The sequence below is a fragment of the Achromobacter sp. Marseille-Q0513 genome, assembly GCF_018195695.1.
Classification (GTDB): Bacteria; Pseudomonadota; Gammaproteobacteria; order Burkholderiales; family Burkholderiaceae_B; genus Achromobacter.
In genome coordinates, this window is record NZ_JAGTJY010000050.1 from 1 (window position 1) to 16,876 (window position 16,876).

Annotated in this window: 14 protein-coding genes and 1 pseudogene; 10 read left to right on the forward strand and 5 right to left on the reverse strand. The window is 70.0% G+C overall.

The window, feature by feature from the left end; genetic code table 11:
- The coding region (locus tag KDH83_RS12700; RefSeq protein ID WP_212316175.1) for a serine hydrolase domain-containing protein at positions 1–1,148 on the forward strand (1,148 nt) is incomplete at its 5' end.
- Positions 1,149–1,285: 137 nt separating this feature from the next.
- Positions 1,286–1,732, forward strand: coding sequence for an SRPBCC family protein (locus tag KDH83_RS12705; protein ID WP_212316177.1), 447 nt, complete (start codon positions 1,286–1,288; stop codon positions 1,730–1,732).
- 82 nt (positions 1,733–1,814) lie between these two features.
- On the opposite strand, the gene KDH83_RS12710 is transcribed toward KDH83_RS12705, so the two are convergent.
- Positions 1,815–3,752, reverse strand: a complete 1,938-nt coding sequence (locus KDH83_RS12710; protein ID WP_249205064.1) for an NAD(P)H dependent flavin oxidoreductase family protein — start codon at positions 3,750–3,752, stop codon at positions 1,815–1,817.
- A 194-nt stretch (positions 3,753–3,946) separates the two neighbouring features.
- Between KDH83_RS12710 and KDH83_RS12720 the strand changes: the two genes are divergently transcribed.
- From KDH83_RS12720 to KDH83_RS12735, 4 genes are all read left to right on the forward strand, one after another.
- Complete coding sequence (locus KDH83_RS12720) at positions 3,947–5,524, forward strand: PLP-dependent aminotransferase family protein (protein ID WP_249205065.1); 1,578 nt, start codon at positions 3,947–3,949, stop codon at positions 5,522–5,524.
- 114 nt (positions 5,525–5,638) lie between these two features.
- The gene (locus KDH83_RS12725) at positions 5,639–6,376 is read left to right on the forward strand and encodes a hypothetical protein (RefSeq protein WP_212316179.1); all 738 of its coding nucleotides are present in this window, start codon (positions 5,639–5,641) and stop codon (positions 6,374–6,376) included.
- Between the two features lie 354 nt (positions 6,377–6,730).
- Positions 6,731–7,216: a cupin domain-containing protein gene (locus KDH83_RS12730; RefSeq protein ID WP_212316181.1), complete on the forward strand. Its 486-nt coding sequence runs from the start codon at positions 6,731–6,733 to the stop codon at positions 7,214–7,216.
- A 175-nt stretch (positions 7,217–7,391) separates the two neighbouring features.
- Positions 7,392–8,756, forward strand: coding sequence for an MFS transporter (locus tag KDH83_RS12735; protein ID WP_212316183.1), 1,365 nt, complete (start codon positions 7,392–7,394; stop codon positions 8,754–8,756).
- Positions 8,757–8,790: 34 nt separating this feature from the next.
- On the opposite strand, the gene KDH83_RS12740 is transcribed toward KDH83_RS12735, so the two are convergent.
- On the reverse strand, positions 8,791–9,477 hold the full coding sequence (locus KDH83_RS12740) for a GntR family transcriptional regulator (protein ID WP_103276526.1): 687 nt from the start codon (positions 9,475–9,477) through the stop codon (positions 8,791–8,793).
- A 226-nt stretch (positions 9,478–9,703) separates the two neighbouring features.
- Here KDH83_RS12740 and KDH83_RS12745 point away from each other — a divergent pair, with 226 nt between their 5' ends.
- Positions 9,704–10,585 carry a dihydrodipicolinate synthase family protein gene (locus tag KDH83_RS12745; RefSeq protein WP_212316185.1) on the forward strand — a complete coding sequence of 294 codons (882 nt, stop codon included), beginning with the start codon at positions 9,704–9,706 and terminating at the stop codon, positions 10,583–10,585.
- Positions 10,586–10,635: 50 nt separating this feature from the next.
- Positions 10,636–11,517 (forward strand): annotated as a pseudogene (locus KDH83_RS12750) (tripartite tricarboxylate transporter substrate binding protein); the annotation flags it as partial.
- Positions 11,518–11,604: 87 nt separating this feature from the next.
- Here KDH83_RS12750 and KDH83_RS12755 read toward each other — a convergent pair.
- Positions 11,605–12,684 (reverse strand): LysR substrate-binding domain-containing protein, encoded by a 1,080-nt coding sequence (locus KDH83_RS12755; protein WP_349291623.1) that lies wholly within the window; start codon positions 12,682–12,684, stop codon positions 11,605–11,607.
- A 208-nt stretch (positions 12,685–12,892) separates the two neighbouring features.
- Between KDH83_RS12755 and KDH83_RS12760 the strand changes: the two genes are divergently transcribed.
- A complete protein-coding gene (locus KDH83_RS12760) occupies positions 12,893–13,372 on the forward strand; it encodes a VOC family protein (RefSeq protein ID WP_212316187.1) in 480 nt (159 codons plus the stop codon).
- Between the two features lie 44 nt (positions 13,373–13,416).
- Here KDH83_RS12760 and KDH83_RS12765 read toward each other — a convergent pair whose 3' ends face one another.
- Together KDH83_RS12765 and KDH83_RS12770 are read right to left on the reverse strand one after the other, a co-directional pair.
- Positions 13,417–14,388, reverse strand: a complete 972-nt coding sequence (locus KDH83_RS12765; protein ID WP_212316189.1) for a DNA/RNA non-specific endonuclease — start codon at positions 14,386–14,388, stop codon at positions 13,417–13,419.
- A gap of 174 nt (positions 14,389–14,562) precedes the next feature.
- A complete protein-coding gene (locus tag KDH83_RS12770) occupies positions 14,563–15,402 on the reverse strand; it encodes a hypothetical protein (protein ID WP_212316191.1) in 840 nt (279 codons plus the stop codon).
- Positions 15,403–15,595: 193 nt separating this feature from the next.
- Here KDH83_RS12770 and KDH83_RS12775 point away from each other — a divergent pair, with 193 nt between their 5' ends.
- Positions 15,596–16,771: a GGDEF domain-containing protein gene (locus KDH83_RS12775; RefSeq protein ID WP_212316193.1), complete on the forward strand. Its 1,176-nt coding sequence runs from the start codon at positions 15,596–15,598 to the stop codon at positions 16,769–16,771.
- The last annotated feature ends 105 nt before the right edge of the window (positions 16,772–16,876 follow it).

Sequence of the window (16,876 nt, forward strand, 5' to 3'; positions counted from 1 at the left end):
AGGCCGCGCCGGCCCGGCCCGCCCCCGCGCCGCTGGGCCCGCAGAAACCCGCCGCGGCCCAGCCGCGCCCGGTGTGCCAGGCGGCCGCGGCGCCGCCGTTCCAGCCGGAAACCTTGCCTGGCCGCGCCAGCCTGCAAGGCGCGCTGGCCCCGGCCTTGTCCGGCCGGCTGCAAGGCGCGTTCGACCTGGCCGTCTCGCGCTTGCCGGCCTCCTCGATGAGCGCGGCCGTGGCCTTGCCCGGACAAGGCAGCTGGAGCGCGGCGCAAGGCTCTGCCGAGCCTCTGTATGCCTGGGCCAGCGCCGGCAAGCAGGCCATCGCCGCCGTGGTCCTGCAACTGGCCGACGAAGGCAGGCTGAGCCTGTCGGATACGCTTGCGCAGCGGTTGCCCGACGCGGCGAAGCTGCCCAATGCCGAGCGCATCACCATCGCGCAACTGCTGGCCCACACCAGCGGCCTGTACAGCGCCAATGAGGCGCGGGCGGCCCAGGGCAAGCGCGGCCCCTACACGCAGCAGGAGGAGCTGGACATCCTGGCGCGCCATGGCGCGCTGTTCCCACCCGGCGCCTGCTGGCGCTACTCGAACTCCGGCTATCGGCTGCTGGGCGCCATCGTCGCCCGCGTCACGGGCCGGCCCTGGCAGGACGAGATCCAGGCGCGCGTGATCGACCGGCTGGGCCTGCGGCACATGCGCGTGATGACGGACGCCGCGTCCCTGGTCGGCGTGGCGCCGCCGTCGACGGCGGACGGCAGCCCGCCGCTGGACCTGGCCGAGCCCGGCGCGGCCGGCGCGCTGCTCGCGTCCGCCGCCGACATGGTCCGCTTCGAGCAGGCGCTGCTGGATGGGGAGCTGTCAAGCCCCGCCAGCCTGCAAGCGATGCTGGGCGAGACGCGCCGGGGCTTCCAGCCCGGGATGTACTATGGTCTGGGCACGATGGTCTATGACATCCCCGACCGTGGCGGCCGCTTGCGCTGGCTTGGGCACAGCGGCGGCGGGCCGGGCATCAGCGCCGTCGTGGCCTATGACATCGACCGCCGCGCCTTCGTGGCGGCGGTCGTCAACGGAGGCGGGGACGCGCACGCGGTGGCCAATCTGCTGTTGCGCGCGTTGGATGCGCGCCAGTCGCAGGGCCGGGGCCTCGCGCCCTGACATCCTTGCCGTGGCGGGGGCAGCGATCGTGCCGCCGGCTTGGAAGGCCTAGGGTTTATCCCAGGTGCGGGTCTGTCGATTTCCCCGACGCCCAGTCGTCGTGCCAGTACGACCCACTCTTTGCGAAGGAGCTTCCCATGGCTACCGGAACCGTCACCCTGCACCGTGTCCTGCGCGCGCCCGCCGAGCGCGTCTACAACGCCTTCCTGGACCGCGACGCGGTTGCGCGATGGCTGCCGCCCTACGGCTATCTGTGCCAGGTGCACGAATTGGACGCCAAGGTCGGCGGCAAGCACCGCATGACCTTCCGCAATTTCGGGACGGGGCATGGCCATTCCTTTGGCGGCACCTATCTGGAACTGGTGCCGAACCAGGTCATCCGCTACTCCGATCAGTTTGACGACGCCAGCATGGCCGGCCAGATGCAGACCCGCGTCACGCTGCGCGAGGTGTCCTGCGGCACCGAGATCAGCGTCGTGCAGGAAGGCATTCCCGAGATGATCCCGACGGAGATGTGCTACCTGGGCTGGCAGGAATCGCTGGAGCAGTTGAAGCGGCTGGTCGAGCCACAACTGCCAGACTGAAGCGCGACGGCCCGGCTGGATCTGACACACGACGGCGTGACTGAAGCGCAAGCATGAGGCCCGCAAGGGCCCGGCGGGAGCTTCAGGCCTCGCGCAATAGCACGTCCTCATAGAAGGCGCCGACCGGCAGCGCCAGGTCGCGCACCTGGATCTCCAGCACCCAGATGCCGTCGGCGGGCGCGAAGTCGGCGTGCGCCAGCTTGTGCTTGCCGTACAGCGCGTGCGGGAAATCCGAGACGCGGTGGCCGGGGATCTCGCGCACCAGCGCGCAGCCGTATTCGCGGGCATAGGCGTCGGCGCGGTCGTATAGCGCCTCGCCGGTCGCGCCGGCGAGCCAGTCGAGCCGGGCGCGGCGGAAGACCTCGCGCGCGGCGCGGGCGCAGCGCGCGCCGGCGTCGTCGCGGCCGGTGACGAAGGTGTCGCCGTAATCACCTTCGTAGCCGTCCCAGACCGGGCCGATGTCGACCACGAAGGTGTCGTCGTCCCGCAGCACGCGCTGGAAATCCGTCGGCTGCACCGCCGGCGACTGGGTGTCGGCGCCGAAGCGCACATAGGTCGGATGCCAGTTGTGCGAGGCGCCCATGCCGCGCAGATGGGCGTCGGCGGCATTGACGGCGTCGCGCGTCGTCATGCCGGGGCGGATCAGCGCGGCGATGTCGCGCACGGCGTCCAGGGAGCGCTGGCGCGCGTCCAGGATGCCCGCCATCGTGAAGCGCTGGCCGACGCGTTCCCAGGCATGTTCGTGGCGCGGCGGCGCATCGACGGCAGCGCGGGCGGCCGAGGGCAGGAAGGCTGCCGACAGAAAGCGCGCGCGTGGCAGGCCTGCCTCGACGAGCCGGGCGCGGGCCTCGCGCACCATCGCGGGATTGCCGCAGGCGTAGACCACGCTGCGGGTCCAGTCGTGGCCGGCGGCCAGCGCCAGGTCCTGGACGCGCGGCGGCGCGGATGCGCTGGATCGCGTCCGTGCGCCGCCGCCGTCCAGCTCGACGGCGCGTACCCGCGTCGTGTCCGACAGCGCGGCATGCCAGCGCAGGCCCGCATGCTTGCCTTGCAGCGCATTCAGCAGCGGCGCGGCGTAGCAGTCGTCAGGCCTGCGGCCGCCCCAGTACAGGGTCACCGATGCCATGCGCCGGTCGTGCAGCGCGGCCATCAGGATGGGGAACACGCCCGCGAAACCCGTGCCGGTGGCCAGCAACACAAGGTGGTCCGCGCCGTTTTGTGAACCATTCGGCAAACCATTCGATGAGCCATGCGGCAAACTGCCCGGCGCACCGTTGCGCCAGCCGTCCCCGGGCCAGACGCAGGCGCCCAGCGGGCCCTCCAATGTCAGCGCATCGCCCGGCGCCAGGCGCGGCAGGATGCCGTCGGTGAAGACGCCGCCGGGCATGCGGCGGATGTGGAACTCCAGCCGGACCGGCCCGGACGCATCGCGCTCGGCGACGTTCGATGCGGAGTTGCCCGACATCGTGGCGTTCGACGCAGCGGGGCTCGCAGTGGTGGCGACCGAAGCTGTAGCGACCGAAGCAAGGGAGTCCGGCGTAGCAGCGATCGGCACGTTGGCGATGGAAAAGTTGCGCCGGCTGCCGTCTTCCAGCAGCAGCTGCACATGCTGTCCCGGCAGCCAGGGGTAGGGCCGCGCGTCCTCCAGTTCGATGATGAGCTGCGTCACGTCCGGCGCCAGCGGCAGGCGCGACACCACGCGCGCGCGGCGCGGCTCGGGTGGCCGGGCCGGCGCCTGCCAGTGCGGAAAGGCCAGGCGCAGATCGCTGGCCGCGCGGCACTGGCACATCAGCAGCTCGTCGTCGGCGGTGACATAGGAACGTTCGTTGGCCGGCGCGATGCGTTCGTAGCGGCCTTCCAGGACCGTGGCGCGGCACGAGCCGCACTCGCCGCGCTGACAGGAGAAGGGTACCTGCGCGCCCTGGGCCAGCGCCGCGTCCAGGATGGAGGCGCTGCCGTCCGTGGAGAAGGCGCCGGTATCGACGGTAATGGTGTGGCAGGGGGCGGACAGCGGGTTCATCGCGGATTCCAGGAGGTTTGCCCCGATGGGGCCATGCGGGCAATATATCGATAGAATGGCTTTTCAAATAGAGCCATTTTCATCAATGTGAACAAGCCACTTTTCCGACCGGTTGCTGGCCGGATCCGGGCCGCAAGGCGCGGACCGGCGTTGCCGGCCGGCAGGCAGGGAAGGGGCATGCAAGAGTCGCCGCCATGAACATGCCATCCACATCATCCACGCCACCCGCGTCCGCCCGACGCCAGGAAGCCAGCCTGGACCTGCCCGTCGACCCGCCGCGCGACGGCGAATCCAAGCAGGCCTGGGTCTATCGCCAGATCCGCGAGCGCGTGCTCAAGGGCGCGCTGCCGTCCGGCGCGCGCCTGCCGTCCACGCGCAGCCTGGCGCAGCGCTGGCGCATCGCCCGGTCCACGGTCGAGGCGGCCTACGACCAGCTGCGCGGCGAAGGCTACACGGCCGGCACGGTCGGGTCGGGTACGTATGTGGCGGCCGTCATCCCGGACAATTTCTTCCGCAAGGGACTGCCAGGAGAGAGCGGGGCGTCCTTGGGCGCGGATGCCAGGGACAAGGCGGGCAAGGCCGCGCTCGCCCCGGTCAGTCTCGCGGCAGGACGGCCGGCGCGCCCGTTGCCGTATGAGCAGCCGGCGACGCCGGCGGAACAGGCGGAGCCCGCCGAACCGCCGTTCGCTTCGCGCAGCGCCGACGCCGCGCTGTTTCCCATGACGGCCTGGAGCAAGGGATTGGCCGCCAGCGCACGGCGTCTGACCCCCGCCCAGCTGGCCCGCGACGAGCCGCAGGGCTGGCCCGCGTTGCGTGAACAGATCGCGAGCTACCTGGGGGCGGCGCGCGGCATCGTCTGCGATGCCGCGCAGGTCGTGGTGCTGTCCGGTATCCGCGACGGCCTGGACCTGTGCGGCCGGATCCTGCTGACGCCGCGCGACAAGGTGCTGATCGAGGATCCCGGCTATGTGAATGCCGTGCCGATCTACCGTCCCTACACGTCGGGCGTGGTGCCGCTGCCCATCGATGCCCAGGGCTTTGCCGTGGCGCGGGCGCGCCGCCTGAGCGGCGTGAAGCTGGTCCATGTGACGCCCGCGCACCAGTCGCCCACCGGCATCACCATGCCCGTGTCGCGCCGCCTGGAACTGCTGGACTGGGCCGCGCAGGCCGGCGTCTGGGTCGTGGAGGACGATTACGACAGCGAATTCAACTACGACGGCGCGCCGCTGGCGGCCCTGAAAAGCCTGGACGGCGCCGACCGCGTCATCCACTGCGGCAGCTTCAACAAGACCTTGTTCAATGCCCTGCGCATCGGCTATGCGGTCGTGCCCAGGGCGCTGGCGCCGGCTTTCGCCGAGGCTAGGCGCAAGACCGGGCGGTCGGGCAGCCTGATCGAACAGATGACGCTGGCGCGCTTCCTGGAAGACGGCGGCTTCGCGCGCCACGTGCGCAAGGCGCGCGGCGTGTATGCGCGCCGGCGCGACGCGGCGCTGCAAGCGCTTCGACAGGCCGTGGGCGCCGATGCCTTGCGCGTCAGTGGCGAGCACGCCGGCTTTCATCTGCTGTGGTGGCTGCCGTCCGGCTGGGACGCGCGGCAGGTGGTCGAGGCGGGCCGCAAGGCCGGCGTCGGCGTGCAGGACGTGGCCGAGTTCGCGCGCAAGGCGACGCCGGCGCCGGGCGTGGTGATCGGCTACAGCGCGGTGGACGAAGCGCGGCTGCGGCGGCTGGGCGCGCTGCTGGCGGCGCTGCGGCCAGGGCGCGCGCGCGGATAAGGGCGCTGCCGGCACAGCAACGGACGCGGCGGCGCAATGACGGCAATGACGGAACGAGAGGCGGCCGGTGCGGGTTAAGCTTGCGGCCTCGATCTATCGCCACGCATGCTTTTCATGAAGAAACTCCTCGCCTTGCTGTGCGTCTCCTGGTCCGTGCCTGCGGGCGCGGCCTATGTTCCCGATGCCGTCGAACAGGCGGTGCTGGAGGCGGTGCTGCGCGATGAAGTGGTTTCGTTCTCCACCGGCGGCCATAGCTTCGTGGGCGAGGCGCAAGGCATCATCCCGGTGACGGCCGCGTCGGCCTCGCAGGCCATGGCCGCCCGCGACCGCAACGCCAAGATGCCCGAACTGAAGCAGCCGCTGCTGCTGTCGGGCGCGCTGGCCGCCACGGGCAGCGTCGCGGGGCAGGGGGAGTGGTTTGATTTCGCCGAGACGGCCGCGCCCAAGGTGCGCGCGCGCCTGGCGCCGGGCCAGGCCTTGGCGGGCAAGCCCCAGGCCGGCCAGGAACTGGCCCTGGTCTGCGGCAAGATGGATCTGGCCAAGGACACGCTCAGTTTCAGCGGCTGCGAGCCCGCCGCCGCCGTCGCCGAGCGTGAGACGGCAAGGCTCAAGGACGCGCTGGCCGCGTTCTACCAGGGCAAGCCGACCGATGCAAAGGTCGCCACGCTGGCGATCAACATCTCGCTGTATGCGCAGGAACTGCCGGCCGGCAGCGGTTGTCCCGGCGACGAGGCGCGTTGCGGGGCGTCCATCGCGGCGGTCAAGCTGCCGAGCCTGGGGCACAAGAACGCCGTATTGCAGCGCTTGCGCGAGGCCGGCGTGGACCTGAGCGCGTTCAGTCCGCGCCAATAGCCCTTGTTCGGGCACTAGGCGCGACAACGCGGGCCGGCCGGCAAGCCCGGCGGCCCTGGCGCCAAAGGCCTCCACCGCGTGGCCGCGCCAGATCGCAGGCCCCAACGCCAGACCGCGATCGTCCAGCCCGCGTCGGACGCGCGGCTTTTCCTTGCATTGCCGTATCGGCCGGCCACGGCAGGCTACCGCGCGCCTGTCGCCGGACTCACTTCCATCTCCGCCCACCCTAAGGGTTAGACCCGATATCAGCCACTTCACGCGCCTTGTAGGATCCCGTTAAATAAAAATGGGATCCCATTTGATCAATGTCATGGACAGGATCACGACTTTCACTACACAAGGAGCCAGAGGCACATGAGCAATATCGACAGCATCACCGGCAAGCGCATCCTCAACGAGGGCGGCCGCGGCGGCCCGTTGACCGAGGATCACCAGGGCATGCGCGCCTGCCACCAGGACGACCTGGAGTGGACCAATCTGCGCTACGAAGGCCAATACGCCAAGATGATGTTCCACCCGACCGCCGAGGATCCGACCATCCCGAACGCCGGCATCGTGCGCTACGAGAAGGGCTCGGGGCATCCGCTGCACAACCATTACTTCGCGCAGGTCTGGTACATCCTGGAAGGCCAGTTCCGCATCGAGGGCAAGCTGTACGGCAAGGGCGCGATGATCTTCCATCCCGATCCCCATTTCGAAAGCGCGCTGGAAACCGTGGAGACGGGCGCCATCCTGTACGTGCAGTACGTCGGCCCGCACACGCGCCAGGGCGCCATCTATGAAGGCCGCTTCAACATGAAGGAGCGGCGGCCGCTGGAGGAAGAGACCACGGCGGTCTAGCGCCGGACCCGCGCGCCCACGGCGCCGCCGCCACGCCACCACCAGGCCAGGCCATGGCGGCGGCCCGCCGGCGGGACCGCCGCGCAACCAGACCCATGCATACAGACGCGCATTCCCCCGCCCGCGATACGCAGGCGGGCGGGGACGAGCGCGCGCTCGAATCGGAGACACCGGGATGAATACCCCCGCAGCAGCGCCCCAACACCGTTCCCGCAAGCACTATGTGACCGCGGGCCTGTCCAGCATGATCGGCACCACCATCGAGTGGTACGACTTTTTCCTGTACGGCATCGCCGCCGCGCTGATTTTCAACAAGATCTATTTCCCCGCGATCGACCCCATCACCGGCACGCTGGCCGCCTTCGGCACCTATGCCGTGGGCTTCGTCGCGCGGCCCCTGGGCGGCATCGTGTTCGGCCATTTCGGCGACCGCGTCGGCCGCAAGTCCATGCTGATGATCAGCCTGATGCTGATGGGCGTGCCGACCGTGCTCATCGGCCTGACGCCCAGCTACGAGTCCATCGGCTACTGGGGCGCGGTGGCCCTGGTGTTCTGTCGCTTCCTGCAAGGCCTGGCGGTTGGCGGCGAGTGGGGCGGGGCGGTGCTGATGGCGGTGGAGCATGCGCCGGAAGGCAAGAAGGGGCTGTTCGGCAGCCTGCCGCAAGTCGGCGTCGCACCCGGCCTGATCCTGTCGTCGCTGGCGATGGGCGCGGTGTCGCGGCTGCCCGAGGCGGACATGCTCAGCTGGGGCTGGCGCCTGCCATTCCTGGCCAGCGTGTTCCTGCTGCTGGTGGGCTGGTACATCCGCGCCAAGGTCGGCGAGTCGCCCGAGTTCCAGGCCGCGCTGGCCCAGCCCAAGCCCGAGGCGCCGCCGCTGCGCGCCGTGCTGCGCGATCACAAGGCGCCGGTGCTGGCCGCGCTGGTGGCCTGCATCTCGGAGAAGACCTGGTTCTACACCATCGCGACCTTCTCGCTGACCTACGCGGTCGGCACGCTGGGCCTGCCGCGCGAGACCATCCTGAACGGCGTGATCTGGGGCGCGGCCGCCGCGCTGGTCACCATTCCGCTGTTCGGCTGGCTGGGCGACCGCTGCAGCAAGCAGGCGATCTTCATCGCCGGCGCGCTGGGCATCTCGCTGTTCTCCGCTGGCTTCTTCGCGCTGCTGGACGAGAAGACGGCGTATCACACGAACGTCGCCATGCTGGTGGCCTTCGGCGTGGTCTATGCCGCCATGTACGCGCAGGAGTCCAGCCTGTTCGCCAGCATGTTCCCGCCCGAGGTGCGCTACACCGGCATCTCGCTGGCCGTGCAGATCGGCGGCGCCATCGGCGGCGGCACCGCGCCGCTGGTCGCCACCTACCTGCTGGCGCAGGGCGGCGGTTCGCCCAGGCTGATCGTGTTCTATCTGGCGGGACTGGGCGTGGTGGCGGCGGTGTGCGGGCTGATGATGCGGCCATATCGCCAGCCGCTGGCGCAGGCAGACGCGCCGTTCGCGTCGGGCAGGGCGGGCAAGCGCGTCGCGCCGCTGGCCAGCCGTTGAATGCAGGCTTGAAGGCGGGCGTGGAAGCGCGGCCCTAGCGCCGCGCTTCCATCCATTCCACCACCAGCTCGGTGGTGCGCGAGATGTGCGTGGCCATCGCTTCGCGCGCGGCCGCGCCATTGCGCGCGGTCAGCGCGGCGATGATGTCCTCGTGCTGGCGGATGTTCTCTTCCATCAGCCGGGGCGGCATTTTCGAGGCAAAGCCCAGCACGTTCGAGACGATGCTGCCCTGCAGCTCGGCGACCAGCTCGTGCAGCCGTTCGTTGTGGCTGGCCTGGGTGATCAGGTTGTGGAACAGGGCGTTGAATTTCAGCCAGTCCGACCCGCCCTCGCTGCGCACGCGGGTGCGCAGCGCCTCGGCGTAGCGCTGCTGATGCTGCGCCAGCAATTCCAGGTCCTTGTCGTCGATCCAGTCCACCGCCAGCTGCGCCGCCAGCCCTTCGAGCTCGGCCCGGATCTGGAACGATTCGCGGATGGCGCGCACCGAAGGCACCGTCACCACGGCGCGGCCGGTGCTGGTCAGCGTGATGGCGCGGCGCGCCTCCAGGAAGCGCAGCGCCTCGCGGATGGGCGTGCGGCTGGTCTCGAATTCGGCGGCCAGTTCGTACTGGCTCAGCGCGTCGCCGGGCAGGTACTGGCCATTGCGGATCCGCTGCAGGATTTCTTCCGAAATCTCGATCGAGGATCTGGACGCGTTTCGGGTGTTGCGGGTCTCGCTCATGCTCGGATCCATGGGGCCGGTCTGTGGCGGCCGTTCCTGGCGGCGGCGCCTTATGGCGGGGATGGTAGCACGCGGTTTGCGCGCGATTTCACCGCGCGCGCGGCGCGGGATTGCGCGCTGACAAGCGTCGGACATATCAGGCGCCCAGGAATTTGATATTGGACCGGCGCGCCGGCGCGTCCCTAGACTCTGCCTTGCACTGAGGGCTGTGAAGGAGACAAACACAATGCACTTGCAAGGAATCATCGGCTATCTGCTGACGCCCTGCGACGACGCCGGGCGGGTCGATCACGCGCTGCTGGCGCGCCACGTCGAGGAAATGATCGGCGCGGGCGTGCACGCGCTGGCGCCGCTGGGCAGCACCGGCTGCCTGCCGTACCTGGACGACGCCGAGCGCGAGGCCGTGGTCGAGACCGTGGTCGGCGCGGCGGCCGGCCGGCTGCCGGTGCTGGCGGGCGTGTCCAGCCTGGGCACCGCCAGCACCGTGCGCCACGCGCGCCACGCCGAGCGCGCCGGCGCGACGGCGGTGCAGGTGCTGCCCAGCACCTACTGGAAACTGACCGAGGCCGAGATCCATGACTACTACCGCGAGGTCTGCGACGCGATCTCGCTCCCGGTGATGGTCTACAACAACCCCTTCACCACCGGCATGGACCTGCCCGTGCCGTTCCTGGCGAAGCTGGCCGCGCTGCCCAACGTCACCATGATCAAGGAAAGCAGTCCCGACGAAGGCAAGATCGCGCGGCTGCGCCAGGCCTGCCCGGACAAGACCGCCGTCTATATCGGCCTGAACCGCATGGCGCGCGGCGGTTTCGCCGCCGGCGCCGCCGGCTGGTGCACGGCCTCGGCCAATGTCGCCGCCGCGCATGCGGTGAACCTGTACCGCTGCGCCATGGCTGGCGATCAGGCCGGCGTGGATGACTGGTTCGCGCGCCAGTCCGGCCTCTTGAACTTCCTGATGGAACACGGCCTGCCGCGCACGGTGGCCGCCGGCCTGCGCCTGCGCGGCATTCCCAGCGGACGGCTGCGCGCGCCGCTGGCGCAGCTGGCCCCGGAACACGAACACACCTTACTGAACCTCCTCAAGCAAATGGAGATCGTGCAATGAAGCTGGGATTGCGCCGCCGTCTGGCGGTCTTGTTGGGAGCGGCGCTGCCGATGGCGGCGGCGTGGGCGCAGGCGTATCCGACGCAGCCGGTCCGGCTGATCGTGCCCTTCGGCGCGGGCGGCGTGACCGACACCACCGCGCGCGTGTTCGCCGAGGGCTTGACGCGCGAGCTAGGCCAGCCGGTGGTGGTCGAGAACCGGGGCGGCGCTGGCGGCTCCATTGCCGCCAGCGCGGTCGCCAAGGCCAATCCCGACGGCTACACGCTGCTGGTGATCACGAATGGCATGTACGCCGTCAACCCCTTGATCTACAAGACGCTGCCCTACGACCCGAACAAGGACTTCGCCTATATCGCCATGCTGGCCAACACGCCCACCGTGCTGGCGGTGAGCGCGGACAGTCCCCACAAGACGCTGCCCGACCTGATCAAGGCGGCGTCCGCGCAGGCCGACAAGATCGCGTTCTCCACGGCGGGCGAGGGCTCCGACAACTACCAGGTGCTGGAGGTATTGCAGCAGGCCACCGGCGTGAAGATGCTGCACGTGCCCTACAAGAGCGGCGCCGAATCGCTGACGGCCGTGATGAGCGGCAACACCGACGTGACCGCCATCTCGGCCGTCACCGCGACGGGCTATATCCAGGCCGGCCAGATCCGCCCTTACGCGGTCACTTCGTCGCGCCGCCTGGCCAACCTGCCCGATATTCCCACCGCCAAGGAAGCGCTGGGCCTGGACGTGGAGGGCGGCTCGTTGTCCGGCATCGCCGCGCCGGCCGGCACGCCGCCCGAGGTGGTCGCGCGCCTGAACGCCGCCATCGCGGCTGTCGCCGGCGGCGCGATGGCGCAGGACAAGATCTATGCGCGCGGCAGCGAGCGCATGGACGGCTCGCAGGAGGCCTTCACGCGCAGGGTGGCGCAGGAGCAGAAGAAGTGGGCCGGCATATTGGCTCGTCCCGGTAAGGAAGAGCGCGGCATGCGTTGCGGCTGGGAACGGATCTCGCGCATTGGGGACCGTCACCCCTCATGGCCGTTCCGCATCTCCGCCTTCACCCAGCGCCTCGCGCGCCGCGTCGATGAACCAGCGCACCGCCGGATTCGCCGGTTCGGCGTGCGTGGCCAGCGCCACGGCGTAGCTCAGCGGCTCGCCGGCGGCGTCCTCCAGATCGACGAACGCCACATTGTCGATGGCGATCCGGCGCAATGCCTCCGGCACGATGGCCACGCCCAGCCCGGCGGCGATCAGGGGCAGCGTGACCAGGGCGTGCGAGGACTCCTGCATCACGCGCGGATGAAAGCCCGCGCGCTGGCAGGCCGCCGCGATCTCGGCGGCGAATCCCGGGCTGTCCGAATGCGCCAGCGCCACCAGCGTGTCGCCGTCCAGCTCGGCCAGCGCGGCCGACCGGCGGCCAGCGAGCCGATGGCCCGCCGGCACCGCCAGCGCCAGCCGCTGCCGGCCCAGCGGCGTCATGGCGATGCCCGGCACGCCCGACGCGGGCGGCACCAGCAGCGCCGCGTCCAGCTCGCCGCGCTGCAACTGCGCCAGGATGCCCACCGTGCTGCCGCTGCTCAGCCGCAGCCGCACCTGCGGAAAGCGCTGGCTGAACGCAGGCAGGATGCGCGGCAGCAGGTTCAGCGCCGCGCTCGGCACCGAGCAGATGCGCAGCGCGCCCACGCGTCCCTGCGCGGCGTCGCGCGCCGCCTGCAGCGCGGACTCGGCGCCGTCGAGCAGGCGCCGGGCTTCATCCAGGAAGGCGATGCCAGCGACCGTCAGCCGCACACCCTGGCGGTCGCGCTCGAACAGCTCGGCGCCGATCTCGGCCTCCAGCCGCTTGATGGCGATGCTGAGCGGCGGCTGGGTCATGTGCAGCCGCTCGGCGGCCTTGCGGTAGTTCAGTTCGGTGGCCAGCACCACGAACTGCTTGATCTGCCTGAAATCCATCGCGAGTCCCCTGATCTTGTTTTGCGGGTCGTCGCGGCTGGCTGGCCAGGCGCGCGCCCAGGCGCGATTGTGCGCGCATTGGCGCGGGCTTGCACGCCGATGGCATGGCATCGCGGCGGGACGCTGGGCGGGCATGCCAGGGGCAGAGACGCTTCGGACCATCCGATGTCGGCGCGACGCCTGTCCGCGCGTCCCGGACCGGGCGGCGGCGCGACATTCTTCTACGCTTCGTAACGCACCGCGCCCGGCGGGCGGCAGTATCCTCGGCTACTCAGGGTCGCCCGGGAAGGCGCTGGGCGCGGTTCCATTCGGCGGATCCGGGTGCATCGCAGGGCGCGCACGGCCCGTCCGCCATCGCCAGGAGACAAGCATGATCAGCAAGAACACGATATGCCTGTGGTACGACAAGGACGCGCTGGAGGCCGCGCAGTTCTATGCCCGCACCTTTCCCGACAGCGCCGTCGGCCGCGTGCTGCGCGCGCCGGGCGACTATCCGTCGGGCACGCAGGGCGATGTGCTGACGGTGGAGTTCACCGTGGCGGGCGTGGCCTGCCTGGGCCTGAACGGCGGCACGGCGTTCAAGCACAACGAGGCGTTTTCGTTTCAGATCGCCACCGACGACCAGGCGGAAACCGACCGCCTGTGGCACGCCATCGTCGGCAACGGCGGCCAGGAAAGCGCCTGCGGCTGGTGCAAGGACAAATGGGGCCTGTCGTGGCAGATCACGCCGCGCGTCCTGACCGAGGCAATCGCCGATCCGGACCCGGCGGCGGCCAAGCGCGCGTTCGAGGCGATGATGACGATGGGCAAGATCGACATCGCGGCGATCGAGGCGGCGCGGCGCGGTTGACGCGCCGGACGCGCCGCCGGTGATAGGGGCCGCGCCGGCCCGGCCTAGCCGGCCTCCGGCAGCAGCCGCAGCCCCGTCCGCTTCACGAATTCCTCGTAGCTGATCGGCGGCCCCGCCTTGGTGCTGGCGCTGTTGGCCTGCCAGTGCACCCACGAGCGCCCCGTGGTGGCGTCGTACACCACCTTGTAGATATAGGCCGGCACGGCCACGCCGCTGCCGATGGTCCTGGGCTTGTCCGCGTAGACCGGCCCGGTGAACACGTAGACATCGCCGGACGCGCGCATCACGTACTTGCGGGTGTCCTGCTCGATCTGGCTCCAGGCGCCGCCGTTATGCGTCTGGTCCTGCGGCACCATGTTGGCCAGCGAGAAGCTCTGCGCCATCGCGTCCGGGGTGGACATGTCTCCCGCCGGCGCCATGTGCCCGCGCGAATAGCCCGAGCCCTTGTAGTCGTCCAGCTCGGCGCGTTCCGAGCGCGGCAGGCGCGCCTCGGCGTAGAACTTGTCGGTGCGGCGCAGCCCCTGGCCCTGGGCCAGCGTCTGCCGGTTCAGGCGCTCGGCCACGAACACCGGCGTCTTGGTCTGGCCGTTGTGCAGGATCGCGAAGGCCGAGAAACAGACCTCGCGCAGCTGCTGGCTGCCGGGCACTTCCGGGGGGCGGAAGTTGGGGAAGAACTGGCGGCACTCGGCGAAGATGGTCTGCGCCGGCGCGCCCGTGGGCACGGCGATCGGCGCCGTGGCGGCGGGCGCGTTCTGCTCGCGCGGCTGCTGGCGGTGCTGGGAATTCTGCTGCGGCTGATGGTGCTGCTGGGGCCAGCCCAGCCGCGCCAGCACGTCCTGCACCGGCGCCGGTATCCGCCACTGCGGATTCAGCATGTAGGTGGCGGCGCCGAAGCTCGCCAGGGACGAGAACAGCAGCGCCTTCAGGAACCGGGGGAAGCGGCCGCCGGCGCTGGCGCGGGCCGGGGATCTGCGTGGGGGGCTTTTCTTCTTGGCGGGGGTCTTCGCGCGCGTCATTACTACCTGTGAGCTACGTGGCGGCCGCTACAGGCGGCCGGCATGGTCACGGATTGTAGATGAGTGACAAATCCAGCTCTATTGACGCGCGCGCGGTTCGCGGGTGCGGAATGGGGCGCACGGTAGGGATGGACGGGACATCCGGGGCCGGCGGGCTGGCCCCGTCCCGCAAGCTCAGCCTTGCCGCAGATGCGCTTCGAACTGGCTGCGGTTGAACAACTCGAAATACAGCACGTCGCTCCAGTACAGGCCCAGCGGGTGTTCCGTGGCGCCGCTGCGCGTGCTGTCGAAATCGTTGTCCAGGCGCAGTCCGTGGAAGGCGTCCAGCGGTTCCGCGGCGGGTTCGGCAACGGCCGTCCGAAGCGCGCGGGCGGCTTCGTCGACGTTGGCCGGCAGCGCGTCCAGGGCCGCGCCGGCGCGCCGGCAGCGCGCGATTTCGGCGTCCACGCAGGCCTTCAGCTCGGCTTCGCCGGCGTGGGACATGATGTCCAGCTCGATGGTCTCCAGCAGCAGGTGGCTGTCGCGATGGGCGTCGAGGAAGGCCAGCGTTTCGTCCAGCGCGGCCAGCAGCTGGTCCGAGGCGGGAGCGGCGGGCGAGGCCGGAACCGGCGTCGGAGCGGCGTCCGCCTGCGGCGAAAACATCTGCTTCACGCGGTCCATGAAGGACGCCGGCTGCGACGCGCCGGAAGCGCTGGCCGCCGTCGTGGACCCAGGCGCGGGAGCCGGCGCCTGCGCCACGGCGGCGCGGACGATATCGGCAAAGCGCCGCACGCGGGCGTAGCCCGGTTCGAACACGCCGCTGATCGCATACAGCCGGGTCTTGCTGCCGGGTTCCTCGTCTTCCATCCCGTCCGACACCAGCGAGGCGCATGGCTGCGGATCGCCGGACATCAACAGCCGATACATGAAGGGCACGTCATACGGCCATTCCGACAGGCCGGAGATCGTCTCGGGGCGGTCGGCGTAGGCGGCAGGGCGGTTGCTGAGGCTGTAGAGATAGGAACGGTTGGCCATGGGATGGGAGCTTTATGAGGGGCGGATTGGGCGGATGGGCTATCTTAGGGCTGTTTATGTCACTGTCCAGTGTCTACACGAGCGGATTTTCCGGCCTGTCCATATCCGGGTCACTGCTACCTAGTCGTGTAGCAATTCTCACGTAAAATTTTGTTGCCGCCGTTACATATCGGCGCAATGCTTCGTTGCCGAGATGCACGTCGATCTCTTCACTCTCTACCTCATCATCATCGGGACGCTGCTCGCCAGCGCCTGCCTGACCTACTGGGAGCACCGGACCCACCCCGGCCGCAGTACGTCGCTGCGGCTGTTGGCGGCCGGCTTCGCCACGCTCGCGGCGGGTTGTTCCATCGTCCTGTACCGCACGGCGCTGCCCGGGGCGCTGGGCTCGGCCCTGAGCAACCTGGTCATCCTGAGCGGCTATCTGCTGGTCCTGAACGCCGTGGCCGCGCTCAACGGCCGGCTGTACCGCTCCGGCTCGTTCGGCCTGCTGGCCGTCATGGCATTGATCTGGGCAGCCGCCGGCGAGTCAGGACAGGATCTGGTCTGGAAGCACATCAGCGCCTTTCCCATCGCGCTGGTCAGCGGCATGACGGCCTGGGAACTGCTGCGCTGCCAGGCATTGAGATCGCTGTTGCCGCTGCGCATCGCGGTGGCCGTGACCGGCCTGCACGCGCTGCTCTACCTGGGACGCAGCTTCGTCCTGCCCTGGTGGGTGGCCGAGCACGGCGCGGCCGCGCAGATGCTGGCCAGCAATATCACCATGTACGAAGGCGTGCTGTATTCCATCGTGCTGCCCATGACGCTGCTCAAGCTGGTGCGCGAGGAAACCCATGGCCAGCTGCTGCGGGAATCGCAGACCGACTCCCTGCCCCGGCGGGGCAACCGCCGCTGGTTCTTCGAGCAGGGCCAGCGCCTGATCGACGGCGGCCGGGGCCGCGAGCCGCTGGCCGTGCTGGCCTTCGACCTGGACCAGTTCAAGTCCATCAACGACCGCTACGGCCACCAGACCGGCGACCTGGTACTCAAGTCCTTCGCCGACATCGCGCGCGGCGTGCTGGGGCCGGCGGTGCTGCTGGCCCGCATCGGCGGCGAGGAATTCGCCGCGGTGCTGGCCGGCCACGACGCCCGCCGCGCCGTCGCGCTGGGCGAGGACGTGGCCCGGCGTTTCGCCGAGACGCTGTCCAGCCGCGTCGACAGCCTGGGCATCCCGGCCACCGTCAGCATCGGGCTGGCGCAGTTCGAGCACGAAGCGCCGGCTCTGGCGCAGGGGCTGTCCACCGCCGACCAGGCGCTGTACCGCGCCAAGGCGCTGGGCGGCAACCGGCTGGAAGTGGCGCAGCTGGCCGCGCGCATGGCGGCCGATTGAGACGGCCGGCGGCACGTGCATGACAGCGCATCAGGCTGGCGCATCAGGCGATAGGCGCAGACCCGCCGGCGGCAAGAATGGATGCACGTCCGCTGGCTATACTCC

What these genes read in the sequence shown, in the direction of transcription:
- KDH83_RS12755 (WP_349291623.1), bottom strand. Translation starts at nt 12,684, where the DNA reads ATGGTCCGAAGCGTCTCTGCCCCTGGCATGCCCGCCCAGCGTCCCGCC.
- KDH83_RS12765 (WP_212316189.1), bottom strand. Translation starts at nt 14,388, where the DNA reads ATGACGCGCGCGAAGACCCCCGCCAAGAAGAAAAGCCCCCCACGCAGA.
- KDH83_RS12760 (WP_212316187.1), top strand. Translation starts at nt 12,893, where the DNA reads ATGATCAGCAAGAACACGATATGCCTGTGGTACGACAAGGACGCGCTG.
- KDH83_RS12730 (WP_212316181.1), top strand. Translation starts at nt 6,731, where the DNA reads ATGAGCAATATCGACAGCATCACCGGCAAGCGCATCCTCAACGAGGGC.
- KDH83_RS12770 (WP_212316191.1), bottom strand. Translation starts at nt 15,402, where the DNA reads ATGGCCAACCGTTCCTATCTCTACAGCCTCAGCAACCGCCCTGCCGCC.
- KDH83_RS12705 (WP_212316177.1), top strand. Translation starts at nt 1,286, where the DNA reads ATGGCTACCGGAACCGTCACCCTGCACCGTGTCCTGCGCGCGCCCGCC.
- KDH83_RS12735 (WP_212316183.1), top strand. Translation starts at nt 7,392, where the DNA reads ATGAATACCCCCGCAGCAGCGCCCCAACACCGTTCCCGCAAGCACTAT.
- KDH83_RS12725 (WP_212316179.1), top strand. Translation starts at nt 5,639, where the DNA reads ATGAAGAAACTCCTCGCCTTGCTGTGCGTCTCCTGGTCCGTGCCTGCG.
- KDH83_RS12775 (WP_212316193.1), top strand. Translation starts at nt 15,596, where the DNA reads ATGCACGTCGATCTCTTCACTCTCTACCTCATCATCATCGGGACGCTG.
- KDH83_RS12745 (WP_212316185.1), top strand. Translation starts at nt 9,704, where the DNA reads ATGCACTTGCAAGGAATCATCGGCTATCTGCTGACGCCCTGCGACGAC.
- KDH83_RS12710 (WP_249205064.1), bottom strand. Translation starts at nt 3,752, where the DNA reads ATGAACCCGCTGTCCGCCCCCTGCCACACCATTACCGTCGATACCGGC.
- KDH83_RS12720 (WP_249205065.1), top strand. Translation starts at nt 3,947, where the DNA reads ATGAACATGCCATCCACATCATCCACGCCACCCGCGTCCGCCCGACGC.
- KDH83_RS12740 (WP_103276526.1), bottom strand. Translation starts at nt 9,477, where the DNA reads ATGAGCGAGACCCGCAACACCCGAAACGCGTCCAGATCCTCGATCGAG.